Below are 25,181 nucleotides of genomic sequence, written 5' to 3' on the forward strand. Positions count from 1 at the left end.
TTATTCTTCGCTTTCGGCCTCTTTGCTGCCGTTATCCGCAGCTTCCTGCCCCTGTCCTGCACTGCCGTCCAGTCCATAATGAGCGCGTACTTTCGCTTCAATCTCATCCATCACTTCCGGATGCTCTCTTAAATAGCCTTTCGCATTCTCACGGCCCTGACCGATCTTGTTTCCCTCATATGCATACCATGCTCCGCTCTTATTGACGATATCCAGGCCTGCTGCCAGATCCAGCACATCTCCCTCTCTGGAAATGCCTTTTCCGAACATGATATCGAACTCCGCCTCTTTAAACGGAGGCGCAATCTTATTCTTTACAACTTTGACTCTGACATGGTTTCCGACCATCTCTCCGCCCTGCTTGAGGGTCTCTGTTCGTCTGATGTCGAGACGGATCGAGGAATAGAATTTCAGTGCACGTCCTCCTGTAGTCGTCTCCGGGTTGCCGAACATGACACCGACCTTCTCGCGGAGCTGATTGATGAAAATCACAACGCAGTTTGACTTGCTGATGACAGGAGTAAGCTTTCTGAGCGCCTGGGACATCAGTCGTGCCTGAAGTCCGACATGGCTGTCTCCCATATCTCCCTCGATCTCCTGCTTTGGAACAAGAGCCGCTACCGAGTCAATGACAACAATATCCATTGCTCCGGATCTGACCATCGTCTCCGTAATCTCAAGGGCCTGGTCTCCGCTGTCCGGCTGGGAAATGTAAAGCTCATTGATATCCACGCCGATATTCCCCGCATAAACCGGATCCAGCGCATGCTCCGCATCGATAAATCCTGCAATTCCCCCTCTTTTCTGCACCTCTGCAATCATGTGAAGGGCAACTGTCGTCTTACCGCTTGACTCCGGTCCGTAAATCTCTACAATACGCCCCTTTGGAACGCCGCCGAGTCCAAGGGCGATATCCAGACTCAGCGCTCCTGTCGGAACGGTCTCAACTGCCACCTGTGCCTTCGGATCTCCGAGACGCATCACCGTTCCTTTTCCAAAATCCTTTTCCAGTTTGGCTATCGCGGCCTCAAGGGCCTTCTTTTTATCTTCATTATTTGTCATACTCTGATCTCCTTTTTTGAATCCGAACAAATGTTCGCCTGTGATTTTAATAGTAACCGATTCTTATTTTGTTGTCAAGCTGATTTTTGAGTTTTGGCAGAAATGCCCGGACCGGAAACAAGACAGAATGCCCGCCACAGTCCGGCTGCGGCAGGCCTTTCATAAAAACAGATCATATTCCTATTTCATCTGTCTGACTCTCTCCTCTACTTCCGCGGAGAAATTCAGAACTTTTCTGGAGTATGTTTGATTCATATACCGGGATGTAAGCATGAAATCCGCAGTAGCAAGATTATTGGCTACCGGAATATCATATACGACCGCAATTCGAAGAAGCGCCTTGACATCCGGATCATGCGGCTGTGCTTCCAGCGGATCCCACAAAAAGATCATAAAGTCAATGCCGCCTTCTACGATCTTTGCTCCAATCTGCTGATCCCCTCCGAGGGGACCGCTGTTGTACGCGCGCACCGGAAGCCCCGTTTTTTCCGCGATCAGTCTGGCTGTCGTCCCGGTACCGCAAAGAAAGTGATTTTTCAGAATATCTTTATTCTTATCGCACCAGTCCACCATTTCTTTTTTCTTTCCATCATGCGCCACCAGTGCGATATGTTTCTGCTTTCCAATTTCAAAATCTACATACTGCTTTCCCATTGTGTTTCGTCTCCTTTCCCGATCCGTCATTCCTTCTTTGTCCCGTCAACGAATTTCTCTTTTATTATACAATATTTCTCCGGATTCTCACAGTAAAATTTCACAGGTTACTACTGTTTTTCTACAACTTCGCCCTGTTTTTTGTAAATACTTCCGGCCGGCACATACCCCCTCACCATGGAAAGCGGGTAAATATTTGTATTTCTTCCTACAACCGTCCCCGGATTCAGGACACTGCCGCATCCTACCTCCACATTGTCTCCGAGCATGGCGCCGAACTTTTTCAGTCCGGTCTCGATTTTACCCTCCGGTGTACTGACTGTTGCAAGTGTCTTGTCAGATTTCACATTGGATGTGATGGAGCCGGCACCCATATGGGACTTGAATCCAAGGACAGAGTCGCCGACATAATTGTAATGAGGCACCTGAACCTTGTTGAATAACACAACATTTTTCAGTTCTGTAGAATTCCCGACTACTGCACCTTCTCCTACCAGCGCGTTTCCACGGATAAATGCACAGTGCCGGATCTCAGCGTCTTTGCCGATGATTGCCGGACCGTTAATGTATGCACTTGGAGCCACCTTTGCAGACTTTGCAATCCAGATGTTCTCGCCTTTCTTTTCATACTCGTCCTCCGGCAGTGTGTTTCCAAGTTTTACAATAAATTCCCCGATTTTCGGAAGGACTTCCCACGGATAGGTCACTCCCTCAAAAAGTTCTCCTGCGATCGTCTCGTTGAGATCATAAAGCTCCTGTACTGTTAATTCTTTCATATTGTTCCTCCTTCTATGACTTTTTCATTGATTTATAATAAGGGGACACCTTATCGTAGCAGGCTTTCAGCTGGTACTGATTGTTCAGTCCGACTACGCCGTTCGTCCTGACCGCGATAAAATGTTCCAGTTTCTGCATATATTCTTCCGAGGTGATCTGCCCTTCAGCCACCAGGGTCAGTCCCTTTTCCCAGCTGGCCGTCAGCTCCGGATTCAAAAGGGAGCGGATCGAATGATCCACCGCATCGTAAATCAGCTCTCCCATCAGCGTCGGAGTGATCACCTGGGTCTTTTTATTAAGAGATAAGTATTTGATATGAATCAGCTTCTTGAGTATTTCCGCCCGCGTCGCACTCGTTCCAATACCGCTTCCTTTGATCTGGGCCCTGAGCTCTTCATCCTCAATGAGCTGTCCGGCATTTTCCATGGCAAGAATCATGGAACCGGAGTTGTACCGCTTTGGCGGCGATGTCTCGCCTTCTTTGATTTCAAATCCTTTCACCGGGATCCGGTCTCCCTTCTTCAGCTTCTGAATCCGGGCAAACAGCTCCGCATCCGGAATCGTCTCCTCGTCCTCCTCTGACTTTCCTTTCTTATTACCCGGAATGCCCGTCACTTTATAAAATCCTTCCTCCGTCAGAATCTTAAAGCCGGAGAAAAAATGCTCTCCTCCCAGCACCATTTCCAGTGATAGTTTCTGGTACACTGCAGGCGGGTAGAAAATCGAAAGGAAACGCCTCACAATCAGATCATATACCTTCGCACCGGTTGCAGATACGGACTTCAGCGCCGGAAGTCCCTGCCCGGTCGGAATGATGGCATAGTGATCCGTAATCTGACTGTCATTAACATATCTCGTCTTTTCCAGTCCTTTGTGCGTCCGTTCCCTTGCGATAAACCCAAGCAGTTCTGCCGTAGGTTCATATTTCGCAAGCCCGTTCAGATTTTTGTGAATCTCTTTTGCCACCGCTGTGGAAAGGACTCTCGCGTCGGTACGAGGATAGGTGACCAGCTTCTTTTCATACAGCTCCTGCACAATCCGAAGGGTTTCATCCGGACTGATCTTGAACCGTTTCGAGCATTCATTCTGCAGTTCCGCCAGGTTGAATAACAACGGCGGATTTTTCTTTTCTTTCTTTTTTTCCACGGAAACAAGCGCGCCCATCCGGTCGCTGTCCATCAGCTCATCGATCAGCTCCTGTGCTGTTTCCCGGTCTTTGAACCCGTTTTCCCGGTACAGCTTCGGAGACATCTCATAACGGGACCCTTTGACTGCTTTCCATTCTCCCTGGAATGCGGCCCCGTCCGCGTCCATATTCGCAAGCACACGGTAAAACGGGGTTTTGACGAACTCCCGGATCTCCCGTTCTCTTCTTACCACCATCCCAAGCACACAGGTCATGACCCGGCCCGCCGAGAGCACCACAAAGTTTTTATGTAAAAATCCGGCAATGCTGTTCCCGTATTTCAATGTCAGAATTCTGGAAAAATTAATTCCCATCAGATAGTCTTCCTTGGCCCGCAGGTAAGCGGAAGCGGAAAGATTATCGTAGGCTGACAGATCTTTTGCCTCCCGGATTCCCCGCAGGATCTCTTCCTCTGTCTGGGAATCAATCCAGACACGCTTTCTCGTTTTCCCTTTTACTTTTGCCATCTGCTCCACCAGGCGGTAAATATACTCCCCTTCCCGCCCGGAGTCCGTACAGACATAGATCGTATCTACATCCTTTCGGTTGAGAAGTCCGCTTACGATGTCAAACTGCTTCTTCACATTCGGAATCACCTCATACTTGAATTCCTTTGGAAGAAACGGGAGGGTGCTTAGACTCCATTTTTTATATTTCGGATTATAGGCCTCCGGATAGCTCATTGTCACCAGATGCCCCACGCACCATGTAACAATGCTCTCATCGGATTCCAGCCATCCGTCCCTCCGCTTCATATTCTGTTTCAGCGCCTTTGCAAACTCCTGCGCCACACTCGGCTTCTCTGCTATGTAGAGAGATTTCCCCATATTTACAATCTCCTTCTTTTACCTGCGGAAGATACGAAGCAGAAAATCAAGAAACGGCCTTTTTGCCTGTTTTTTCACCCTTGCCGCCTCCTGCACTGCTTCCTGCATGAACACCTCCTGGGCATCAACCGGCTGTCCCGTCTGTTCTTTCTTCCGGTAGTTGCCGGATGAATCCAGCGCCCTCGCCTTTACATTGTCCTCAAGCATAACCTGAATCATATGATTCAGCCTCTCCCTCACTTCAGGATCGTAAACAGGACATGCAACTTCCACACGCTTTTCTGTATTTCTTGTCATCATATCGGCCGAACCGATATACATTTTTTCTGAACTTCCCCTTCCAAAAATGAAAATTCTTGGATGCTCCAGAAAGCGGCCGACAATACTTGTCACACGCACATGGTCCGTGTACCCCTTTATCCCCGGAAGGATACAGCAGATTCCACGCACAAGCAGGTCGACCTCCACCCCGGCACGGCTGGCCATGGAAATCTTTTCAATAAATTCCACATCCGTCACTGAATTCATCTTCATGATAATCCGGCCGTTTGTACCTTTCTTTGTCTCTTCCTCAATCAATTCCAGAACCTTTTTCTTCAACGTATTCGGCGAGACAATCAGATGCCGATAGGTGCCTCTTAAATTTCCCATGGACATATTCTGGAAAAAGACCGCCGCATCCTGCCCGATCTCCTGGTCTGCTGTCATCAGGCACACATCCGTATACATGGCCGCTGTCTTTTCGTTGTAATTTCCGGTTCCGACCTGAGTGATATACTGATACCCGTTTCGTGTCTTACAGGTAATCAGGCAGATTTTGGAATGAACCTTGTAGTTTTCAAACCCGTAAATCACCCGGCATCCTGCCTCTTCCAGCCGTTCGGACCACTCAATGTTATTCTGCTCGTCAAACCGGGCTCTCAGCTCAATCAGAACCGTAACCTCTTTTCCGTTTTCCGCCGCAGCGCACAGATACTCCACAAGTCTTGCTTTCTTTGCAAGCCGGTAGATAGTAATTTTGATCGTCACGACAGACGGATCCGCCCCCGCCTCCTTCAGAAGCTTTAAAAACGGCTCCATGGATTCGTACGGATAAGAAAGGAGAATGTCCTTTCTTCTGATCTGCTTCATGATGGAAGTCTCATCCTCCACCATAGCTGCCTTCTGCGGGGAAAACGGCTCATATACCAGTGTTCTCCTCAGGTGTTCCGGCACCTTTTCCGCTACGGAAAAAATATAGGACAGCTTCAGCGGCATCTTCGTCCGGAAAATCTGTTTCGGTGTAATGTGGAACTTCTCACAAAAATAGGTTTCCATGCTCTCCGGAAGCGGATTTGCCGTCTCAAGCCGGACAACCGCCATCCTTCTCCGCTTACTCAGCGTCTTTTTCATCAGGACTCGGAAATCATCGTTGATATCCAGTGATTCGTCATCCGGTGAAATGTCCGCATTCCTCGTCACGCAAATATAATTCTTGTCGGATACTTCATATTTATCAAAAATAACCTCCAGATATTCCATCAGGATCTTTTCCATCCGGATATACCGGATATCGTGTCCGGGCAGAAAAAGGATCTCTGAAATATACTGCGGCACCGGAACAATTCCCATCATTTTTTTATTATCCTGTTTCAGACTTGCAACGACATAGATCTCCTTATTGAGAAGATGCGGAAACGGATGGTTCGCATCTACAATCTGAGGGGAAAGAACCGGAAGAATCTGATCCTTAAAATACTTCTTTACATATTTCTTTTCCGGATCCTGAAGCTCCTTAAAAGAAAGCCCGCAGATTCCATAGGGATTCAGTTTCTTTTTGATCTCCGCATAAGTTTTATCCCGCTCTTTGTAAAGCGGAGCCACCGCCTCATAAATCCGGTCCAGCTGCTGCTGCGCTGTCATGCCTGACCTTTTGTCCGTCGTCTGTACTTTCATGGAAGCCATATCGTAAAGACTTCCCACCCGGATCATGAAAAACTCATCCAGATTACTTGTAAAAATCGCTACAAATTTCATCCGCTCCATCAGAGGCACATCCGGATCTTTCGCTTCCTCCAATACTCTTTTATTAAATTTCAACCATGAAAGTTCCCGATTCTGCGTATATTTCAGAAGTTCCCCGTCCATTTTTCGCTCCTTTATTCTATATTTTGAAATCAGTTTGTCAGTCTGTCGTCCTTTCTATTTTACATGGTTCTCTACAAACGTGCAATCAGGGACGGGTAAAATTTCCCGTCCCTGATGAAAAATTCCATTCCAAGGCTTTCTGCTATTTTGCCTGAATATATTTCTGTGCAGCCAGCGTCTCCGCACAGAGGATGGCGCCTCCTGCAGCCCCTCTTACCGTATTATGAGAAAGTCCGATAAATTTAAAGTCGTACAGGCTGTCCTCTCTCAGACGTCCTACCGAAATGCCCATGCCGTTTTCATAGTCCACATCCAGAGCAACCTGCGGGCGGTTATCCTCCTCAAGATACTGGATAAACTGCTTCGGTGCGCTTGGAAGCTCCAGTTCCTGCGGAAGTCCGCGGTAATTTACCAGTTTCTCGATAAGCTGCTCTTTCGTCGGCTTTTTCTTAAAGTTGACAAATACTGCCGCCGTATGTCCGTCCAGCACCGGCACACGGATACACTGAGTCGTGATTACCGGAGCGGATGCCTTTTCGATTTTTCCATCACACACTTTTCCCCAGATCCGAAGCGGTTCCTGCTCGCTCTTTTCCTCTTCGCCTCCGATGTACGGAATGATGTTTTCCACCATCTCCGGCCAGTCCTTAAATGTCTTTCCGGCACCGGAAATAGCCTGATATGTCGTTGCCACCACTTCTGTCGGTTCAAACTCCATCCATGCAGTCAGAACAGGGGCGTAGCTCTGAATGGAGCAGTTCGGTTTTACAGCTACAAATCCGCGTGTCGTTCCGAGACGTTTCTTCTGCGCCTCAATCACTTCAAAATGCTCCGGATTTACCTCCGGAATGACCATCGGTACGTCCGGCGTCCAGCGGTGTGCACTGTTATTGGAAACAACCGGTGTCTCCGTCTTTGCGTAAGCATCCTCGATCGCGCGGATCTCCTCTTTGCTCATATCAACCGCGCTGAATACAAAGTCTACCGTGGAAGCAACTTCTTCCACTTCATTTACATTATGTACAATCAGCTTTTTGACTCCTTCCGGCATCGGTTTTTTCATTTTCCAGCGGTCTCCTACCGCTTCCTCATATGTTTTACCGGCTGATCTTGGAGATGCAGCCACCGTCACAACTTCAAACCACGGATGGCCTTCCAGAAGAGAGATAAATCTCTGTCCTACCATCCCTGTTGCTCCTAATATTCCAACACGTAATTTCTTTTCCATTGTATGGTCCTCCTACTCTGTTTCCAGTTCCTGCTTATAAACCTGAATTGCCTCCAGCATGGCACCTTTTCCCGGCGCTCCCTTTGTCAGACGTTTCTCAACGCATGTCTTCATGCTGATTGCGTCGTAAATATCTTCTTCAAATACCGGACTGACCGCCTTGTATTCGGAAAGCGGCAGATCATCCAGTGCACACTCCTTCTCAATGCACGTCAGCACAAGCTGGCCGATAATTCCGTGGGCATCCCGGAACGGCACGCCATGGTTCACCAGATAGTCTGCAGCATCCGTAGCATTGGTAAATCCTCTCCGGGCGCTTCTCTCCATTACATTCTTTCTGAACTTCATTGTTGCCAGCATGCCGGTAAAAAGCGGAAGGCAGCTGTTGACCGTATCCATCGCGTCAAACGCCATCTCCTTATCTTCCTGCATGTCTTTGTTGTATGCCAGCGGAATCCCTTTCATCGTTGTCAGCATCGACATCAGTGCCCCGTAAACCCGTCCGGTCTTTCCTCTTACAAGCTCCGCAATGTCCGGATTTTTCTTCTGCGGCATGATGCTGCTTCCGGTGCTGTACGCATCGTCGATCTCCACAAACTGATATTCATTGGAATTCCAGATAATGATTTCCTCCGAAAACCGGCTCAGGTGCATCATAATCGTTGAAAGTGCCGACAGATATTCAATCACATAGTCCCGGTCGGATACAGAATCCATGCTGTTCAGTGTAGCTCCGGAAAATCCAAGAATACTTGCCGTATATTCCCGGTCAAGCGGGTAGGTCGTTCCCGCAAGTGCGCCGCTTCCAAGCGGGCAGACATTCATTCTTTTATAAATATCCGAAAGACGGCTTCTGTCTCTCCGGAACATCTCGTAATATGCCCCCATATGATGCGTAAGGGTAATCGGCTGTGCTTTCTGAAGATGGGTAAATCCCGGCATAATGGTATCAAGATTATCCTCCATGATATGCAGAATCACCGTCAGAAGATCTTTCAGCAGCGCGTCTGTCTTCTGAACTTCTTCCCTTACATAAAGCTTCATGTCAAGAGCTACCTGGTCATTCCGGCTGCGGCCGGTATGCAGCTTCTTCCCTGCATCCCCGATCCGGTCAATCAGATTTGCCTCTACAAAGCTGTGAATATCCTCATATTCTTTCGTAATCAGAAGCGTGCCGTCTTCCACATCTTTTAAAATTCCGGCCAGGCCTTCCAGAATCTGATCCCGCTCCTGTTCTGTCAGGATCTGCTGCTTTGCCAGCATTTTGACGTGTGCCATGCTTCCCTCTATATCCTGTCTGTACAGACGCTTGTCAAATCCGATGGAGGCATTAAAATCATATACCATCTGATCGGTCTCTTTCGTAAAGCGTCCTCCCCATAACTGTGCCATCTGCGTTCCCCGTTTCTTTCTTATTTTAGTGAGTTAAACTATTAAAACATAATTTACCAAATTTTATTCTGTTTGTAAAGAATTATTTCTGTCTCTTTTTGAAAAGACACACCCGCAGTAATCCTGGCGGTAGAGTCCGTATTCCCCGGAAAGTTCCACGGAGCGCTTATATCCGTTCTTCTTTTTGAAATCAGAAAACAGGTAGGAAACCCCGTATTCTTCCTGCAGCTTCTGTCCGATTTCGTTGAGTTTCTGCGCATTCTTCATCGGACTGATGGAAAGAGTCGTCGTAAAGAAATCCATCTTCCTTTTCTTTGCCTCTTCGGCCGTCCGGCGAAGCCGCATCTCATAGCAGCGAAAACAGCGCTCTCCTCCTTCCGGAAGCTGTTCCATTCCCTTTGCCATGTCAAAAAAAACATGCGCATCATAGTCTCCTTCAAGAAAAGAAACCGGATACTTCAGTTTCTCATTCATCCGCTCAATCAGATGTCTCTGCTCTTCTGCCCGCTTCCGGTACTCCGCTTCCTCTGTGATATTCGGGTTAAAGTAAAAAACCGCGATCCGGAAATAATCTGAAAGATACTCCATCACATAACTGCTGCACGGCCCGCAGCAGCTGTGAAGCAAAAGGGTCGGAACCTGCTCTTCCTTCCCGATTTTTTCCAGTATTTTTTCCAGTTCTTTTTGATAGTTTTTCTTCTGCTCCTGCATGGTTTCTCCTTTTCGGCTTTTATTCTACTGATAGTTATAATTCACATCTTTTTCTCTGTCAACATACATTATGATATAAATAGAAGGAGGTCAGCAATATGGATACCATCCTGAGCATCAATCATATCAGCCATTCCTATCATACATTAAAAGGGGAGACTCCTGCTCTTTACGATATTTCTTTTTCCGTAAACCAGGGTGAATTTCTTGCTGTTGTCGGGCCCTCCGGATGCGGCAAGTCCACCCTTCTCTCTCTTATTTCCGGTCTGTTACAGCCTGAAAAGGGGGAAATTCTCCTGCACGGAAAGCCGATTGAGGAACAAAAGGATAAAATCGGATATATGCTTCAGAGAGATGAGCTGCTTGAATGGCGCAGCATTTACCGAAATGTGCTCCTCGGTCCCGAAATTCAGCATTCCCTGAATCCGGAAGTGAAAAAAAGGGCCCATGAACTTCTGGATGCTTATGGTCTGGGACAGTTTCAGTCTTCCCGCCCTTCCGAGCTTTCCGGCGGGATGCGGCAGAGAGCCGCACTTGTCCGCACACTGATATTGAATCCGGAAGTTCTCCTGCTAGATGAGCCGTTTTCCGCTCTCGACTACCAGACGCGGCTCAATGTCAGTGACGACATCGGCCAGATCATCCGCCGCGAAGGAAAAACCGCCCTTTTGGTAACCCATGATCTTTCCGAAGCCATCAGTCTGGCAGACCGCATCCTTGTACTTTCCAGCCGCCCTGCTTCTCTGAAAACCACAGTCAGCTTACATTTCGGTTTTCCAAAACCTGCAGACGATACCCCGCTGAACCGGCGGAACGCACCGGAGTTTAAAACCTATTTTAATCTGATCTGGAAGGAGCTGAATCAACATGAAAACCAAACAGACTGATCTTTCTGCTTCCCAGTCATCTTATCTTGCCGCCCGAAAAAAAGAACGGCGCCTTGTCCTGTTTTTCCGCATCGCCGTTCTGGTCCTCTTTCTTGTTCTCTGGGAATGGACTGCAGGCGAGGGAATCATCGATTCTTTTATTTTCAGCAGCCCATCCAAAATTCTAACCTGTTTCTTATCTATGGCAGCGGATAAGAGTATTTTCCCGCATCTTTCGGTCACGCTGTATGAAACGATCGTCAGTTTTCTTCTTGTCACCGGCATCAGCATCCTTGCTGCTGTCCTGCTCTGGTTTTCCAGAAAACTTTCCGCGGTTCTGGAGCCTTATCTGGTCGTTTTAAACAGTCTTCCAAAGTCTGCTCTTGCACCGCTTCTCATTGTATGGCTTGGCGCAGACCGGACAACAATTATTGTGGCCGGAATGTCTGTGGCTGTCTTTGGAAGCATTATGACACTTTACACCTGCTTTACAGGGACGGATAAAAATAAACTCAAGCTGATCTACACCCTCCATGGTACATCCTTGCATGCCCTTACCAAAGTCGTGCTGCCGTCTGCCGTACCTGCCATTATCAGCAACATGAAAGTAAACATTGGTCTCTGCCTTGTCGGTGTCATCATCGGTGAATTTCTGGCAGCCAGAGAAGGGCTTGGATATCTGATCATCTACTCCAGCCAGGTATTTAAAATGGATTGGCTGTTAATGTCTATCATCCTTCTTTGTATCATGGCGATGGTCCTGTATGCGGTCATCGGGCTTCTGGAACGTCTCTGCCGGAAAGTCCTGTGAAGAACTCCTGCAGAAAGGGCAGGATCCTTCTCTTGTGATCCTGCCCTTTTCTTTATCCATTTATTTTGTACGGAATGCAGTTCCGCCGCCTGTCGGACCTGTTTTTCCTTTTTCTACAAGCTGAATCTGAATTCCTTCCATCCGCCTGCTCAGTCCTTCCGTGCCAGCCTTTGCCCCGTTTTTCGTCCAGCCAAGCCAGCCATAATCCTGTACATGCACCCGGTAATAGATGTCATATTTCTTTGCCATTTCACCGGTCAGCTGAATCTGAACCGCTTCCATCCGAAGTTTCTTCCCTTCTGTTCCGGAAACAGCTCCATTGCTCTTCCAGCTCTGCCAGCCGATATTCTGGACATGTGCCCGGTACTGGATTCCACCGGTGTATGCTGTATTTTCAAGGCTGATTTTCAAAGCTTCCATCCGCTTTGCGGCGCCGGTCACACCGCCGGTTGAACCGTTAAACGCGGTTGTATACCAGCCATAATCCTGCATATGAGCCTGGTATACTACGTTCTGAATCGTAGTTCTGTCTTTGAATGCCCCGGAGGTGCTTCCAGGAGCTGCTGCTCCTTTTGCCACAAGCTTGATCTGAATTCCTTCAATCCGTCTGCTATATCCGGATGATCCTGCGCCTGCTCCGTTTTTCGCCCAGCCAAGCCAGCCGAAGTCTTGTGTATGTACGCGATAGTAAATATCATATTTCTTTGCCATCTCGCCGGTTAAACGGATCTGAACCGCCTCCATGCGGAGTCCCTGTCCAGAAGTTCCGCTCATTGTACCGTTTTTCACCCAGCCAAGCCAGCCTTTGTTCTGTACATAGGATCTGTATTCGACATCTCCGCTGTACTGCGGGTACAGAAGATCTACCTTGAAGGCTTCCATTCGTTTGGACTCGCCAACGACACCGCCTGTTGCACCGTTAAGCGTCATCGCTCTCCAGCCGTATGTCTGCATGTGAGTCTCATAACCGACTCCTCCGGTTACCGCCTTCTCTTTGTAGACATTGGAAGTAGATCCCGGCGCAGCGGATCCTTTTGGAACTACTGCAATCTGAAGAGCCTCCATCCGTTTCTCATAGCCGGTTGTTCCCGCTGCGGCACCGTTTTTTGCCCAGCCAAGCCAGCCATAGTCCTGTACATGGGCACGATAATAAATATCATAATTTTTTGCCTGCGTTCCGGTCAGCTCAATCTTCACTGCCTGAACGGCTCTGTTCTGTCCTGTCGCACCGGATACCTGTCCGCCTGCGGCGTAAGTCTGCCATCCTTTATCTTCCACAAAGGACGTATAGCGTACACCCAGATCTCCATAACCGCTTCCGATGCTGAGCTTAAATGCCTCAAGCCGCCTGGACTCGCCCGTCACACCGATCTGCACTCCGTTCTTTACTGAATTCAGCCAGCCATAGTCCTGCATATGGGCGCTGCCGGAGATGATATTTCTGTCGGATACACTCACTGCATTCTCATCCGGTTCTGAATCGCTCATCCAGAAATTCAAGTCTACAAACCCGTTGATGCCGCTGACACTTCCCTCGGAAGTACACTGCCACATATCATAGGTCCCCTCATAGGTACAGGAAGTATTATACTGTGCAACCCATTTGGACCATTTTTCATTTTTGAAAACAGAAGAGGTCAGTTTGTACTGCCACCAGTATTTGCTGGCATAAATTCCCACCTTATATCCGGATGCGGAAACCTGATCACAGAATGTCTTGGCAATGGTTCCGATCGTGGTATTGCTTACCGTTCCGGTCGTATTCTCATCTTCCAGATCATAGTACACTCCATATGCCGGATTGTGACCTTCTAAAAGCCGCAGCACATGAGCCGCTTCGCTTTTTGCATCTTCTGTATTTTCCGAATAGGAATACAGGTAAACCCCGTATGGAATTCCCAGACGTTCGCATTCGGATACGTTCCGCAGCCACTGCCTGTCATCGTAGGATGTGTAATTTCCACCGTATCCGCAGCGGATAATGGCGAAATCAATCCCGTCATTCTTCACTTTCTGCCAGTCAATCGTTCCCTGATGATGGCTGACATCAATTCCTTTCTTTGTCGCACCTTCAATCACCTGTCCGATGCTGTTCATATATTTTCCGTTGACTTTCTCCCATGCATACGGATAGGATGCAGCTCTGGAGTAAACCTGCGGCTGATGAACCGGTTCTCCGTTTTGATACCGGAAACTGTTTTCCTTTAACTCTTCCGGTTCTGTCTTCTGTGTCTCAGGCACTTCTGTATCAGCTGTTTCAGCCGTATCTGCTTTTTCCGGCTCTGTGCTTTCACTTTCTGTTGTTCCTTCTGCCGGCTGAGTAATTTCCTGCTCTCCGGAAGCATCCTGCTGTGTCTGCTGCTCCTGCCCGGAAGCATCACTTTCCTGCACATCCGGCTCCGCATCTTCATTCTGCGTCTCAGACTGTACAGTATCTTCCTGTATATCCTGTGACTGCTCTGATACTTCTACCGTTGCAATCTCTTCTCCGGAGATATCTGCCGCGTATCCTGTCGATGCCGGGCCAAGGGAACCTCCTAAAATCAAGCATAGACTGAGGCCGATCCCCAGTAGCTTATGCACGTTCCTCCTCATCTGTACTTTCATTCCTTTCATTGATTCATTTTACGCATACTACGTTCTCTATCTTATCACACCTCATAATCACTGTCAAAATCAATAATAGATCCGGTCCTTCCAATCCTTGCCAGTGTGATTCACTGCGCCTTTATTCCTGAAATTCCATTGTTACATAGTAACCCCTGTCTGTTTCTTTAATTTCTTTTACCGTTCCTTTTCTTGACTTCAGGCGGTCCCAGCTTTTATACAGGCCGCTCATGGCAACCGATGGTTCAATCAGATAACTGTATCCTCCAAGTGCCTGCAGTTCCGTGATTTCCGCTTCCTGACCTTCTTCGATCAGTCCCGGACGTTCCATTTTAAATTCCATTGTTCTCATTTTTGTTTCCTCTTTTCTATATTGCCTTTTCCTCTTAATAGCAAAAAAGAACCGTAACTCCCTGGATTCTGTGAATCTCCTGAAATTACGACTCTTTTTTCTGTAAGCCGGAAATCGGACTTGAACCGACGACCCCTTCATTACGAGTGAAGTGCTCTACCGACTGAGCTATTCCGGCCTGTCCTGCACGATGCCTTACCATGATGTCTCTCCAACAGGCACAAATATTATTATATACATTTTTTCAAAATATGCAACCACTTTTTTTGGTTTTGATACATTTTTTCTGGTAGTCGATTCTTTTTTAACATACAGGAAGAAAGGCATCCTTCCTTTCCGGTTCGGGAAGCAGGGATGCCTTTTTCACATGTCACATTCTTTTGTTCAGAAAGAGTTATTTACCAGCCATCTGTCTTTCCTGTTCTTCGATCATCTTCTTGACCATATAACCGCCGACAGATCCGTTCTGTCTGGAAGTAAGGTCTCCGTTGTATCCGTCTGTTAACGGAACACCGAGTTCGTTTGCCACCTCATATTTGAATTTGTCTAAAGCACCTTTTGCTTCTGGTACGGCTGCTTTATTAGATGAACGATTTGTCATGATAATGTCCTCCTTTATCGTCATGTGTTTTTTTGTAACTTTTTGTTACATTCATAGTATATGAACATTTTTGTGAAATACTCTGGTAAAAACAGGAAAAACAATTTGTTCCCGAAATGTATTGCATTTTCCTCCCGATCTACTATTATATAAATATGTTGAAAAAAGGAGGACAACTATCATGATATTTATATACCCTGCGGTTTTCCGTAAAAAAGAAGATGGACGCTATCATGCGTTTTTTCCGGATCTGGAGTGCTGCGAAGCATCCGGAGATACTCTGGACGATGCCGTTGACAATGCCAACGAAGCTGCCAGAACGTGGATCAGCGTAGAGCTGGAGGAGAACGATCCTGTTTTGCCGCCGATTACCGATCCGGAAGATATCAAGACACAGGATGGAGATATCGTCCGGAATATCGCTGTCAATATACGTTTTTACGAAGGTTGGGATGAATAACCGTATGTAAATCAGAAAAAGACGGCCTTTTTGGCCGTCTTACAGTACATGAATATTATCCCGGTCTGCCCTTCCATATACAGGAAATTCCCTGATTTCTTCCGATGACGCGGCTTCTGCCGCCATCTGAAGAATCCCTGCATCCTGAAAGATATCTCCCAGTTTAAATTCCATCAGTCCGCTCTGTCGGATTCCGAACAGGTCTCCCGGGCCTCTCAGCTTTAAATCTTCCCCCGCGATATAAAATCCGTCATTGGAATGATTGAGGATATCCAGCCGTTTTTTCGTCTCTTTCGCCCTGGATGCCGTCATAAAAATGCAGTAGGACTGAAACGCCCCACGGCCAACGCGTCCGCGCAGCTGGTGAAGCTGTGCCAGGCCGAAACGCTCCGCATTCTCCACCATCATCACCGTGGCATTCGGTACATTGATCCCCACTTCCACAACTGTCGTAGAGACAAGAATCTGAATCTGGTTTTGGGCAAACTTCTCCATGATTTCATCTTTCTGCGTCTGTTTCATCTTCCCGTGAAGATAACCTACCGTCACCTCCGGCCCCATCCGTTCGGACAGCATCGTGGAGTAATCAATGACATTTTCCGCCTCCATGGCTTCGCTTTCTTCCACCATCGGACAGATGACGTAGCACTGTCTTCCCTCTTCCACCTGCTTTTTCATAAAGCGGTAGGCCGTCTCCCGGTATCCGGTATCCACCACACAGTTTTTGATTGGCAGACGGTCTTTCGGAAGCTCATCGATGACAGAAAGATCCAGATCTCCATAGATGATAATCGCAAGTGTTCTCGGAATCGGAGTGGCACTCATAACCAGAATATGCGGCATGTTTCCCTTCTTTGCCAGAGCCTCCCGTTGTCTGACTCCAAACCGGTGCTGCTCATCCGTAATGACAAGTCCCAGATTGCGGTAATTTACTTTCTCCTGAATCAGCGCATGGGTACCGATAATAATCTGTGATTCTCCTGTTTCAATCCGCTCGTACGCCTCCCGGCGCTCTTTTGCCTTCATGGAACCGGTCAGAAGCTCCGTGCGAAACGGAATTCCATATTTCTCAAACATTTCGCAGACGGACTGGTAATGCTGCCTTGCAAGCACTTCCGTCGGAGCCATCATCGCTCCCTGATACCCGTTGCAGGCCGCTTCCAGAAGCGCAAGCACGGCCACAATCGTCTTACCGGATCCTACGTCGCCCTGTACAAGACGGGACATGGTGTAATCCCCCTGCATATCCTTCCGTATTTCCTTCCAGACTTTTTTCTGCGCATTTGTCAGTTCAAACGGAAGCTGTGACAGAAAATCGTCCACTTCCTGCTTTTTTTCCATCCGACAGCCATTCACACTCGTCTCTTTTTCTTCTTTCATCTGGCGGATGGCCAGAAGGAATTCCAGAAATTCTTCAAAGACAAGCCGTTTTCTCGCATACATGTACATCGTTTTATCTGCCGGAAAATGGATGCCCCTGAGAGCGTAATTGTACTCGCACAGATGGTATCTCTGCCTGATGCTTTCGGGAATCGTTTCCCGCTGCAGATGAATATGTTCCAGCGCTTCCCGGACCGCCTTCATGACCGTCAGATTGGAAAGCCCTGCAGTCAGCGGATACACCGGCTGCATCGTATTGAGCTTTTCCTGATATTTCTCCACAGGCTGAAAGATTTCCGGATGCTCCATCACGAGTCCGCCCCGTTTATTCGCCACCCTGCCTCTGACAATAATCCGGCTTCCGGACCGGAGCGTATTGCGCAGAAACGGCATCCGGAACCAGAGGACTTTCAAAGTTCCCGTCAGATCCCGGATCAGGGCGCTTACAGTCTGGAGCTTCCTGTTCGGTGAAACCTGGACACTCCCAAAAACACAGCCTTCCACGGCAGCAACTGTCCCTTCCTCCAGTTCACTCACCGGAACCGGGGCCTCATAAATGTCATAGGTTCTCGGATAATAGCGCAGAAGATCTCCTGCTGTATAAACTCCCATCTTCTGAAACAGCATTTCTGTTTTTTCTCCGATCCCTTTGATTTCTCTGACTGGAGAATGCTCATTCATGTATTTCTCTCCTTTATACAGGAAAAGGATACTTTTTCGAAGTATCCTTTTCTGTTTCTTCTATTTTATCTTTACTTATTCGACCGACATCACATAGTAATAAATCGGCTGTCCGCCACGGTGTGCATCGACATCGAGATCCGGATACGCTTCCTCAACTTCAGAAACAAAACGCTCCGCTTCTTCCTCGGAAATGTCTTCACCGTAATAAATACTGATGAGTTCCGAATCTTCTGTCACCAGTTTCTCCAGAAGTTCTTTGGATGTTTCGGAGATAGAAGAACCTACGGAGAGAATTCCCTCATCGCCAATTCCCATAATATCTCCTTCATGGATCTCCTTTTCTCCGATTCTGGTGTCACGCACTGCATAGGTCACCTGACCTGTCTTTACAGTCTGGATAGCCTCAAGCATCATCTGCTCATTCGTATCCACGTCTTCTTCCGGCGAAAAGCTGATCACTGCTGTAATTCCCTGAGGTACTGTCCTGGTCGGAATCACAATGATATCTTTATCTCTTGTGAGATCTCTTGCCTGATTTGCGGCAAGTACAATATTTTTATTATTCGGCAGGATAAAGATCGTGTCGGCATTCACTTCATCAATCGCCTGAAGCATATCATCGGTACTCGGATTCATGGTCTGTCCGCCCTCAATGATATAATCCACTCCGATTTCTCTGAAAATCTCATTCATGCCCTCGCCAATGGAGACCGCGATAAAACCGGTTTTCTTTCTCTCTTTTTTCTCCTGCTTTTTCACTTTTTCCTGCGCTGCAAGCTTTTCCGCTTCCTGAATGACTCTCTCATGATGCTCCTCGCGCATATTGTCGATCTTCATCCGTGTCAGCTGTCCGTAAGTCAGCGCTTTCTGAATGGCAAGTCCCGGATCGTTTGTGTGTACATGCACTTTCACAACTTCGTCATCTGCCACACAGACAATCGAGTCACCGATGGACTCCAGATATGCCTTGAAGTCCTGCTCCTCCTGTTCAGAAAACTCCCGTCCTGTCAAGATAATAAACTCTGTGCAGTAGCCGAATTTGATATCCGTCTCCTCCATCGGCGCTTTACGCACAGCAGACGCTGACGGCGCCGCAGACGGCTCAATCGATGAATAGTCAATTTCTTTCCCAAGAAATGCGTCATACGCTCCTCTTAAGACTTCCAGAAGTCCCTGTCCGCCGGAATCCACAACTCCCGCCTCTTTTAATACCGGGAGCATTTCCGGAGTCTGATTCAGTACTTCCTGTGCATGATCCAGAATCTTCGGGAAGATTTCCGCAAGATCATCGGTCTCAAAAGCAAGTTCCTCCGCTTTTTCCGCAATTCCTCTTGCCACGGTAAGGATCGTACCCTCTTTTGGTTTCATAACCGCCTTGTATGCGGTCTCTTTTGCACGGATGCATGCAGCTGCAATCCCCGCAGCATCAATCTCCGTCTCATCCTGGATGGACTTGGTAAATCCACGAAGAAGCTGAGAGAGAATAACCCCTGAGTTTCCTCTGGCACCGCGCAGCGAACCGCCTGAAATCGCCTTTGACAGCTCCTTCATTCCCGGATTGTCCAGCGCCCGTACTTCCTTTGCCGCCGACATGATGGTCATGGACATGTTCGTACCGGTATCCCCGTCCGGAACAGGGAATACATTCAGCTCATTGATGTACTCTTTTTTTGCCTCAATATTCTGTGCGCCTGCCAAGAACATCTTCGCAAGCATGTCTGCATTTATCGTTTTAATTTCCACCTCAAAGTTCCTCCCACATTAATCGATTACCCGTACGCCTTCAATATAGACATTGATCTTGTCAACCGGCATATTGGAAAATTCTTCGACTTTATATTTTACATTGCTGATCAGGTTATCCGTAACAGCCGAAATACTGACCCCGTATGCAACAATAACATGGAAATCAAGGCGGATTCTGTTATCTTCCGTAAGCTCTACCTGGATACCGTGTGTAAGGCTGTCTTTTTTCAGCAGTCTTACAAGTCCGTCTTTCATGTTGACTGCCGCCATCCCCACGATTCCAAAGCACTCTACTGCGACAGAGCCTGCATATTTGGCGATCACTTCCGGTGAAATGGTGATGATTCCCAGTTCCGTACTCATGCTGCCTTTCATACTAAGATACCTCCAATTCTTATCTATACTTTTTTCAGTTCTTTCCATGAAGTATTCTGCTTTATTATACCTTGTTTACACACATTTTACAACATCATCTCTTCATGTTATCTGTAAAACAGTGAAAAAATTATGATTTCCGGGAAATAAACTCTTGCATTTCCGGTATATATCTGATATCATAGTTAGTGTTGTGAGTCCTCGATTTGAGGACTAGTAAGAGCGTTAGGAGGTGTAATCATGGCGAAATGTGCTATTTGCGAAAAAGGGGCTCATTTTGGAAACAATGTCAGCCACTCTCATAGAAAAACACCAAAAATGTGGAAATCTAATGTAAAATCTGTTCGTGTTAAAACAGAAGGCGGAGCAAAGAGAATGTACGTATGTACATCCTGCTTAAAATCCGGAAAAGTAGAAAGAGCATAAGTTCTGCATACACAAAAACCAGGAATCTTGTCATCCTGGTTTTTTTGTTTCTTAATTTTTATCAGCAGCAGAAAAAAACATAGCCCAGTACGAGAAATACTGCCGTTATGCAGATATCCCAAACCAGACCCGGCAGGAACATCGAAAGAATCAGTCCTGCCGCGATCATAAAGCATGCAAATCCAATCACTCTTTTCATTCGATATCCCTGCCGTTTTGTTTCTTGATTTTATATATGCAGTTTTTCAGCCTTTTATTCGTTTTCTTTTTTCCCTTCGTCCAGAATCTCGTTGACTTCTTCTTCTGTTACCTTATTCTCGTCTCTTGTCCGGAAACGCTCCACGAGATCCGGTACCATGTCCAGAATCTTTGTGATCGTATCCTGATTTTTAATATTAACCAGTCTTGTCGTCCCGTTCTGAATCACAAGCACTGCGCAAGGAGTCATCTTGCCTCCCAGTCCACCGGCTCCCTTTTCATTCTTATCTGCGGTAAAAGAACCTGCCCCTACAGAAAAGGACACGTCCACAAGCGGGAGGATGATCGTATCTTTTACATGGATCGCCTCACCGACCACCGTCTTGGATGAAATCACATTATCCATTCCGTGGAACAATGCTTCCATCGTTGATTTGAAATTACTCTCTGCCATTTATGATTCCTCCTTCTTCTGGCGTTTTAACAGATGCAGTACTTCTTTTGCGGTACTGCGGATATTCTTATCTGCCACAAGCCTGACAGCCGCTGCTGCCAGATGGTTCATCCGAAGATGTCCCTTGATAAATATACTGCCGTTTAATGCAGGTTTTTCAAAATCAGGTGCAATCTGAAGCCATTTCCCGAAAAACGGGTAGAAAAGCGCAAGCCAGGAAAGCAGTTTCCCGGTATAATACGGATCATCAAACCCATACTCCACATACCCTCGCGCTTCTTTTGGCATCCATGTCTTTATGAAATGAATCAGAACTATCTTCCCCTTTTTGAAGGCAGCCTGATGTACTTCATCTTTGATAAACTTTTCTATCCTGTCTTTTGTTTTGGACAGCGTCTTTATCTTATCACAGATTCTTTGAAATGTATACTTGATTTTCCCGGAAATCCGCTGCCATCCGGATTCCTTTTTCTCGCCTTTCCGGCTTTGCGGCTTTTCTTTTGCGCTCTTTTCTTCCTGCTTCTTCTCCGGATCCGGCTTTTCTTTTTTTACAGCTTCCCGCTTCCGGGAATCATTCTCTTTTCCTCTGCCTTCCTGCTCTTCCGGTTCTCTTGTACCGTCCTCAGGTCTTCCAGGGACTTTTTTATCCTCTTTGTACTTTTCAGGAGTCTCTTTTTCCTGAATTTCTTCCTCCGGCTCCTCGTTCTTATCCTGCCCGATCTTTTTCCATGCAATTCCCGCCATCCAGTGAAATTTCTGATTTTCGTAGGCTGCCTGAAAACGGATCAGTCGGAAAAAATACCGGATGGAAATCTTTCCTGTAATCTTTTCCGGCTCCTCAATGTCTCCGGACGCGCTCAGTTCATACCGGACCGGCACAAACAGAACCGTCAGAATTCCAAGCAGAAGGAGTCCCAGAACAAGAAGAAGTAAAATCCCTGCTATCTTTAGAATCCACAGTAAAATATGTACGATTATCATTCTAATTTCCCTGCCGCTTCAAAATATACTGCCGGATATCCGCATCCCCTGTCTTGTCCACTGTCTCTTCGGCAATCTTCCGGACAAGCTCCAGCGCCTGCAGATATCCCTTTGCCAGGCCTACCACAAACACATCCTTATCCCGGTACCATTCCTGATTCAGCATCCCGCTGTGATAGATTTCCAGCTGATTTTTCTCATTTTCCGGCAGGGCAATCAGGTAGACCCGGAACTGGAATTCTTTCTTTTCCAGATGTTCCATTATCTCCTCTTCCCTGCCTTTTAATTCTTCACTTACATACAGATCTTTCAAATACCGCATTGTAAAGCACCTCTATTCCGCATAGAATGCCTCGAAGACGTCTCCCGCAACATCCGTCGCAACATCACCGGTACTGTCGGAGTTTTCGATCACAACAGCCAGTGCAAGATCCGGATTGTCCACGTTGGAAAATCCGATAAACCAGGAGTGTGTTTTCTGTTTATCATCACTGTACTCACTTGTTCCTGTCTTCCCTGCGATGGAAACCCCAAGAGAATTCAGGGAACGGGCTGTTCCGTATTCCACAACTCCCTGCATATATTCTGTCAGCTGAGCTGCCTCCTCGGAGGTCATCAGCTCTTTGTAAGACTCCGGAACGTATTTCTCTACCGTCTCGCCCTCTGCACTTGTAATCTGATCTACCAGATACGGCTGCATCAGAATTCCATTATTGGCGATGGCAGATGTAATCAACGCCATATGGTACGGACTCACCTGAAGTTTTCCCTGTCCAAAAGCCGTCATGGCGATGGCAGCGTCTCCATCATCGTCCTGCAGATTGAATTTGCTTTCATTATAGACAAGCGGACACGGAAGCTCTGAATCAAACAGAAGATCCTCTGCCGTATTGCGGAACTCATCGATATCCAGGCTGAGTCCGATGTTGGAGAACGATGTGTTGCAGGAATATGCCAGGGAATCTGCCAGATCGACCGTTCCATGCACATCATTTCCAAAACAGTGAATTTCATTTTTCCCTGCTGTGATTTCTCCTGTACAGCGGTAGGTATAATCCTGATAATTTGCATTCTGGCGCATATACGCAAGAGTTGTCACTACCTTGAATGTAGATCCCGGAGCATACTGTCCCTGCGTCGCACGGTTGACAAGAATTCCTTCCGTGTTTGCGTTTAAGCTTTCCCAGTCCTCCACAATGGTATTCGGATTGTAGGACGGTTTGGAAACCATCGCAAGGATCTTTCCCGTACTAGGCTCAATCGCCACGACTGCTCCCCGGTTGTTTCCGAGCGCATCGTAAGCCGCCTGCTGGAGATCCGTATCGAGTGTCGTGATAATATTGTTTCCTGCGCTTTTCCGCCCTCTGAATTCATTCAGAAGCTTTGTCCGGAACGAAACATTTGAAGTCTGAAGCTGGAAATTCTGCGAGGACTCCAGACCGGACTTTCCTTTGTCCGAATATCCGACGACATGGGCAAAAAGCTCTTCGTACGGATAGGTTCTCGTCTGGGTGCCGTCTTCATTTTCCACAGACTCGGCAAGGACATTTCCATCCTTGTCCAGAATCGAGCCCCGGAGCACCTGGTTTTCATACAGATCCATCCTTGGATTTCTGGAATCATTGATAATTTCTCTTCCCTGTACCACGTTGAAATAGGAAAAATAGCCGATCATTCCCACAAAAAGAAGAACAAAAAAGTAAGTTACAAAAACATACTGGCGGTTCGCCTTTTTCTTCTTTTTGGCACGTCGCCTTTCTTCCTGCTGTTCTTTCTTCTTTTCTGCCTTTCCGGGCTTCCTTGGAGCCGGCTTACGGTCTCCGTACACGCTGTGAGTTCCGGTTCTTAGAGTTTCTTCTTCGATCTCCCGACGGAGCTCCCGCTGAAGGCCTCGTTCCATTTGATCGAGGTCTTCCGGTCTGCTGTGCCTGCCGTCTTCTCTTCGCCCGTAATTGTCTCTCTCTTTGTCGTTCAATATCCTCTTCCTCATCTTCTCTTAAAATATACAGCCCCTGGATGATCGCAAACATGATCATCGTGCTTAAAAGGGAACTTCCTCCATAGCTCACAAGCGGCAGAGTCACACCCGTAGACGGGATAAATTTGATTACTCCGCCGATCGCAAGAAATACCTGGAAGATATAACAGGTTCCAAGTCCCAGCGCTACCAGTTTATAAAAGCTGTCTCTTAACTGCATCGCAATATTCAGAAACATAATGTAGCAGCTGACACAGATCAGAATGATGCAGATCGCAAAGACAGCTCCCAGTTCCTCCGCAATCGCGGAGAAAATAAAGTCTGTCGTAACAACCGGAATCTTGTCCGGAAGTCCCTGGCAGAGTCCAAGGCCGAACCATCCTCCTGTGCCGATCGCAAACAGCGACTGCGCCACCTGATATCCCCCTTCATTATAGACCGCGAACGGGTCTCTCCAAACCGTTACCCTCGTCCTCACATGAGAAAACAGAAAATATGCGGCTACCGAAGCAACACTTCCGGCTCCCACGCCTGCCGCAATATAGAGCGGCTGCCGTGTGGCCACATACAGCATCACAAGGTACACTACAAAAACAATCAGTGCCGCTCCCAGGTCTGTAGAAGCGACCAGAATCAGAACATGCAGCGCCGCCACGATCGTTGTGATAACTACATTTCTGAAATCCTTTGCCCTGTAGAGACTGGATGCCACAAAAAATACAAATACAATCTTCACGAGTTCTGACGGCTGCACACTGATTCCCGCCACTTCAAATCCAAGCATGGCTCCGTTTGATACCCGTCCTACAACAATAACCGCGGCAAGTGCCGCAACACCGACCACTGCATAGACCAGTTTCAGTCTGCTTAAAAATCTGGCTTTCCGGATAATGACCGGAACAAACAGCGAAATGACACCGGATGCCGCTACAATAATTACCTGCTTAACCGCATTGTTATATGAAAGCCTTGTCAGCATGATAAATCCTACCGCAAGAAGCATACACATATTGTTGATAACCAGTCTGGACACTTTCGGGTACAGAAAACCATAAAGCAGAATAATTGATCCCAAAAGCGCTACCTGTATGACATAAAATACGAGAATTCTGGCCTCCTGCATACGCAGAAACAGGGTCAGAAATGCCAGGAAGTGGATCATGAAGATCCAGATGCTCTGCCTCCTTAAAATCCACATCTTCGTATAAGCATCGTGATATCCGAACACGCTGAAACACTCAAAAGTATAGATTACCATCATCAGCAGAATCAGATATTTTGAAATTTCCATTATAATA

The 25,181-nt window shown here is 47.3% G+C and carries 24 protein-coding genes and 1 tRNA gene; 4 read left to right on the forward strand and 21 right to left on the reverse strand.

What is annotated here, in order from left to right; translation table 11 throughout:
* The 8 genes from recA to B5E64_RS14765 all read right to left on the reverse strand — a co-directional run bounded on the left by recA (position 1) and on the right by B5E64_RS14765 (position 9,964).
* Positions 1-1,062: a recombinase RecA gene (gene recA, locus B5E64_RS14730; RefSeq protein ID WP_087169210.1), complete on the reverse strand. Its 1,062-nt coding sequence runs from the start codon at positions 1,060-1,062 to the stop codon at positions 1-3.
* 180 nt (positions 1,063-1,242) lie between these two features.
* Complete coding sequence (locus B5E64_RS14735) at positions 1,243-1,716, reverse strand: methylglyoxal synthase (protein ID WP_087169211.1); 474 nt, start codon at positions 1,714-1,716, stop codon at positions 1,243-1,245.
* A 110-nt stretch (positions 1,717-1,826) separates the two neighbouring features.
* Complete coding sequence (locus B5E64_RS14740) at positions 1,827-2,492, reverse strand: UDP-N-acetylglucosamine pyrophosphorylase (RefSeq protein WP_087169212.1); 666 nt, start codon at positions 2,490-2,492, stop codon at positions 1,827-1,829.
* Positions 2,493-2,505: 13 nt separating this feature from the next.
* A complete protein-coding gene (locus tag B5E64_RS14745; RefSeq protein WP_087169213.1) occupies positions 2,506-4,506 on the reverse strand; it encodes a DNA topoisomerase in 2,001 nt (666 codons plus the stop codon).
* 18 nt (positions 4,507-4,524) lie between these two features.
* Positions 4,525-6,633: a polyphosphate kinase 1 gene (gene ppk1 / locus B5E64_RS14750; protein WP_087169214.1), complete on the reverse strand. Its 2,109-nt coding sequence runs from the start codon at positions 6,631-6,633 to the stop codon at positions 4,525-4,527.
* A 142-nt stretch (positions 6,634-6,775) separates the two neighbouring features.
* Positions 6,776-7,861 (reverse strand): aspartate-semialdehyde dehydrogenase, encoded by a 1,086-nt coding sequence (asd, locus tag B5E64_RS14755; RefSeq protein WP_087169215.1) that lies wholly within the window; start codon positions 7,859-7,861, stop codon positions 6,776-6,778.
* A gap of 12 nt (positions 7,862-7,873) precedes the next feature.
* A complete protein-coding gene (gene argH / locus B5E64_RS14760; RefSeq protein ID WP_087169216.1) occupies positions 7,874-9,253 on the reverse strand; it encodes an argininosuccinate lyase in 1,380 nt (459 codons plus the stop codon).
* A 63-nt stretch (positions 9,254-9,316) separates the two neighbouring features.
* Positions 9,317-9,964 (reverse strand): epoxyqueuosine reductase QueH, encoded by a 648-nt coding sequence (locus B5E64_RS14765; protein WP_087169217.1) that lies wholly within the window; start codon positions 9,962-9,964, stop codon positions 9,317-9,319.
* 98 nt (positions 9,965-10,062) lie between these two features.
* Between B5E64_RS14765 and B5E64_RS14770 the strand changes: the two genes are divergently transcribed.
* Both B5E64_RS14770 and B5E64_RS14775 read left to right on the forward strand, forming a co-directional pair.
* Positions 10,063-10,851 (forward strand): ABC transporter ATP-binding protein, encoded by a 789-nt coding sequence (locus B5E64_RS14770; protein WP_087169218.1) that lies wholly within the window; start codon positions 10,063-10,065, stop codon positions 10,849-10,851.
* Positions 10,832-11,641, forward strand: a complete 810-nt coding sequence (locus B5E64_RS14775) for an ABC transporter permease (RefSeq protein ID WP_087169219.1) — start codon at positions 10,832-10,834, stop codon at positions 11,639-11,641. Before B5E64_RS14770 ends, B5E64_RS14775 begins: the two co-directional genes overlap by 20 nt.
* A 60-nt stretch (positions 11,642-11,701) precedes the next feature.
* Here the strand turns inward: B5E64_RS14775 and B5E64_RS14780 are convergent, their stop codons facing one another.
* From B5E64_RS14780 to B5E64_RS14795, 4 genes are all read right to left on the reverse strand, one after another.
* Entirely contained in the window at positions 11,702-14,224 is a 2,523-nt protein-coding gene (locus B5E64_RS14780) for a GH25 family lysozyme (protein ID WP_162610203.1), read from the reverse strand.
* Between the two features lie 145 nt (positions 14,225-14,369).
* Entirely contained in the window at positions 14,370-14,600 is a 231-nt protein-coding gene (locus B5E64_RS14785; protein WP_087169221.1) for a hypothetical protein, read from the reverse strand.
* A gap of 105 nt (positions 14,601-14,705) precedes the next feature.
* Positions 14,706-14,778: transfer RNA gene (locus tag B5E64_RS14790), tRNA-Thr, on the reverse strand.
* A gap of 216 nt (positions 14,779-14,994) precedes the next feature.
* Positions 14,995-15,201, reverse strand: coding sequence for an alpha/beta-type small acid-soluble spore protein (locus B5E64_RS14795; protein ID WP_087169222.1), 207 nt, complete (start codon positions 15,199-15,201; stop codon positions 14,995-14,997).
* Positions 15,202-15,382: 181 nt separating this feature from the next.
* Between B5E64_RS14795 and B5E64_RS14800 the strand changes: the two genes are divergently transcribed.
* Entirely contained in the window at positions 15,383-15,661 is a 279-nt protein-coding gene (locus B5E64_RS14800) for a type II toxin-antitoxin system HicB family antitoxin (RefSeq protein ID WP_087169223.1), read from the forward strand.
* A 39-nt stretch (positions 15,662-15,700) separates the two neighbouring features.
* Here B5E64_RS14800 and recG read toward each other — a convergent pair whose 3' ends face one another.
* The 3 genes from recG to B5E64_RS14815 all read right to left on the reverse strand — a co-directional run bounded on the left by recG (position 15,701) and on the right by B5E64_RS14815 (position 19,846).
* Positions 15,701-17,722 carry an ATP-dependent DNA helicase RecG gene (gene recG, locus B5E64_RS14805; protein WP_087169224.1) on the reverse strand — a complete coding sequence of 674 codons (2,022 nt, stop codon included), beginning with the start codon at positions 17,720-17,722 and terminating at the stop codon, positions 15,701-15,703.
* A gap of 75 nt (positions 17,723-17,797) precedes the next feature.
* A complete protein-coding gene (locus tag B5E64_RS14810; RefSeq protein ID WP_087169225.1) occupies positions 17,798-19,468 on the reverse strand; it encodes a DAK2 domain-containing protein in 1,671 nt (556 codons plus the stop codon).
* Between the two features lie 18 nt (positions 19,469-19,486).
* Positions 19,487-19,846, reverse strand: coding sequence for an Asp23/Gls24 family envelope stress response protein (locus B5E64_RS14815; RefSeq protein ID WP_087169226.1), 360 nt, complete (start codon positions 19,844-19,846; stop codon positions 19,487-19,489).
* Between the two features lie 240 nt (positions 19,847-20,086).
* Between B5E64_RS14815 and rpmB the strand changes: the two genes are divergently transcribed.
* Entirely contained in the window at positions 20,087-20,272 is a 186-nt protein-coding gene (gene rpmB / locus B5E64_RS14820) for a 50S ribosomal protein L28 (protein WP_024732358.1), read from the forward strand.
* Between the two features lie 61 nt (positions 20,273-20,333).
* Here the strand turns inward: rpmB and B5E64_RS18085 are convergent, their stop codons facing one another.
* Genes B5E64_RS18085 through B5E64_RS14845 form a run of 6 tightly spaced genes read right to left on the reverse strand, consistent with a single transcriptional unit; the run spans position 20,334 to position 25,174 of the window.
* The gene (locus B5E64_RS18085) at positions 20,334-20,471 is read right to left on the reverse strand and encodes a hypothetical protein (RefSeq protein WP_158099192.1); all 138 of its coding nucleotides are present in this window, start codon (positions 20,469-20,471) and stop codon (positions 20,334-20,336) included.
* Between the two features lie 54 nt (positions 20,472-20,525).
* Positions 20,526-20,924 carry a GerW family sporulation protein gene (locus B5E64_RS14825; RefSeq protein WP_087169227.1) on the reverse strand — a complete coding sequence of 133 codons (399 nt, stop codon included), beginning with the start codon at positions 20,922-20,924 and terminating at the stop codon, positions 20,526-20,528.
* Positions 20,925-21,905 (reverse strand): DUF2953 domain-containing protein, encoded by a 981-nt coding sequence (locus tag B5E64_RS14830; protein ID WP_087169228.1) that lies wholly within the window; start codon positions 21,903-21,905, stop codon positions 20,925-20,927.
* Between the two features lies 1 nt (position 21,906).
* Positions 21,907-22,227 (reverse strand): hypothetical protein, encoded by a 321-nt coding sequence (locus B5E64_RS14835; RefSeq protein ID WP_087169229.1) that lies wholly within the window; start codon positions 22,225-22,227, stop codon positions 21,907-21,909.
* A 12-nt stretch (positions 22,228-22,239) separates the two neighbouring features.
* Positions 22,240-23,805 (reverse strand): penicillin-binding transpeptidase domain-containing protein, encoded by a 1,566-nt coding sequence (locus B5E64_RS14840; RefSeq protein WP_343284085.1) that lies wholly within the window; start codon positions 23,803-23,805, stop codon positions 22,240-22,242.
* Entirely contained in the window at positions 23,717-25,174 is a 1,458-nt protein-coding gene (locus tag B5E64_RS14845) for an FtsW/RodA/SpoVE family cell cycle protein (protein ID WP_343284086.1), read from the reverse strand. Before B5E64_RS14845 ends, B5E64_RS14840 begins: the two co-directional genes overlap by 89 nt.
* Positions 25,175-25,181: the final 7 nt, after the last annotated feature.

This window comes from Drancourtella sp. An12, from assembly GCF_002160935.1.
GTDB classification, from domain to species: Bacteria; Bacillota; Clostridia; order Lachnospirales; family Lachnospiraceae; genus Sellimonas; species Sellimonas catena.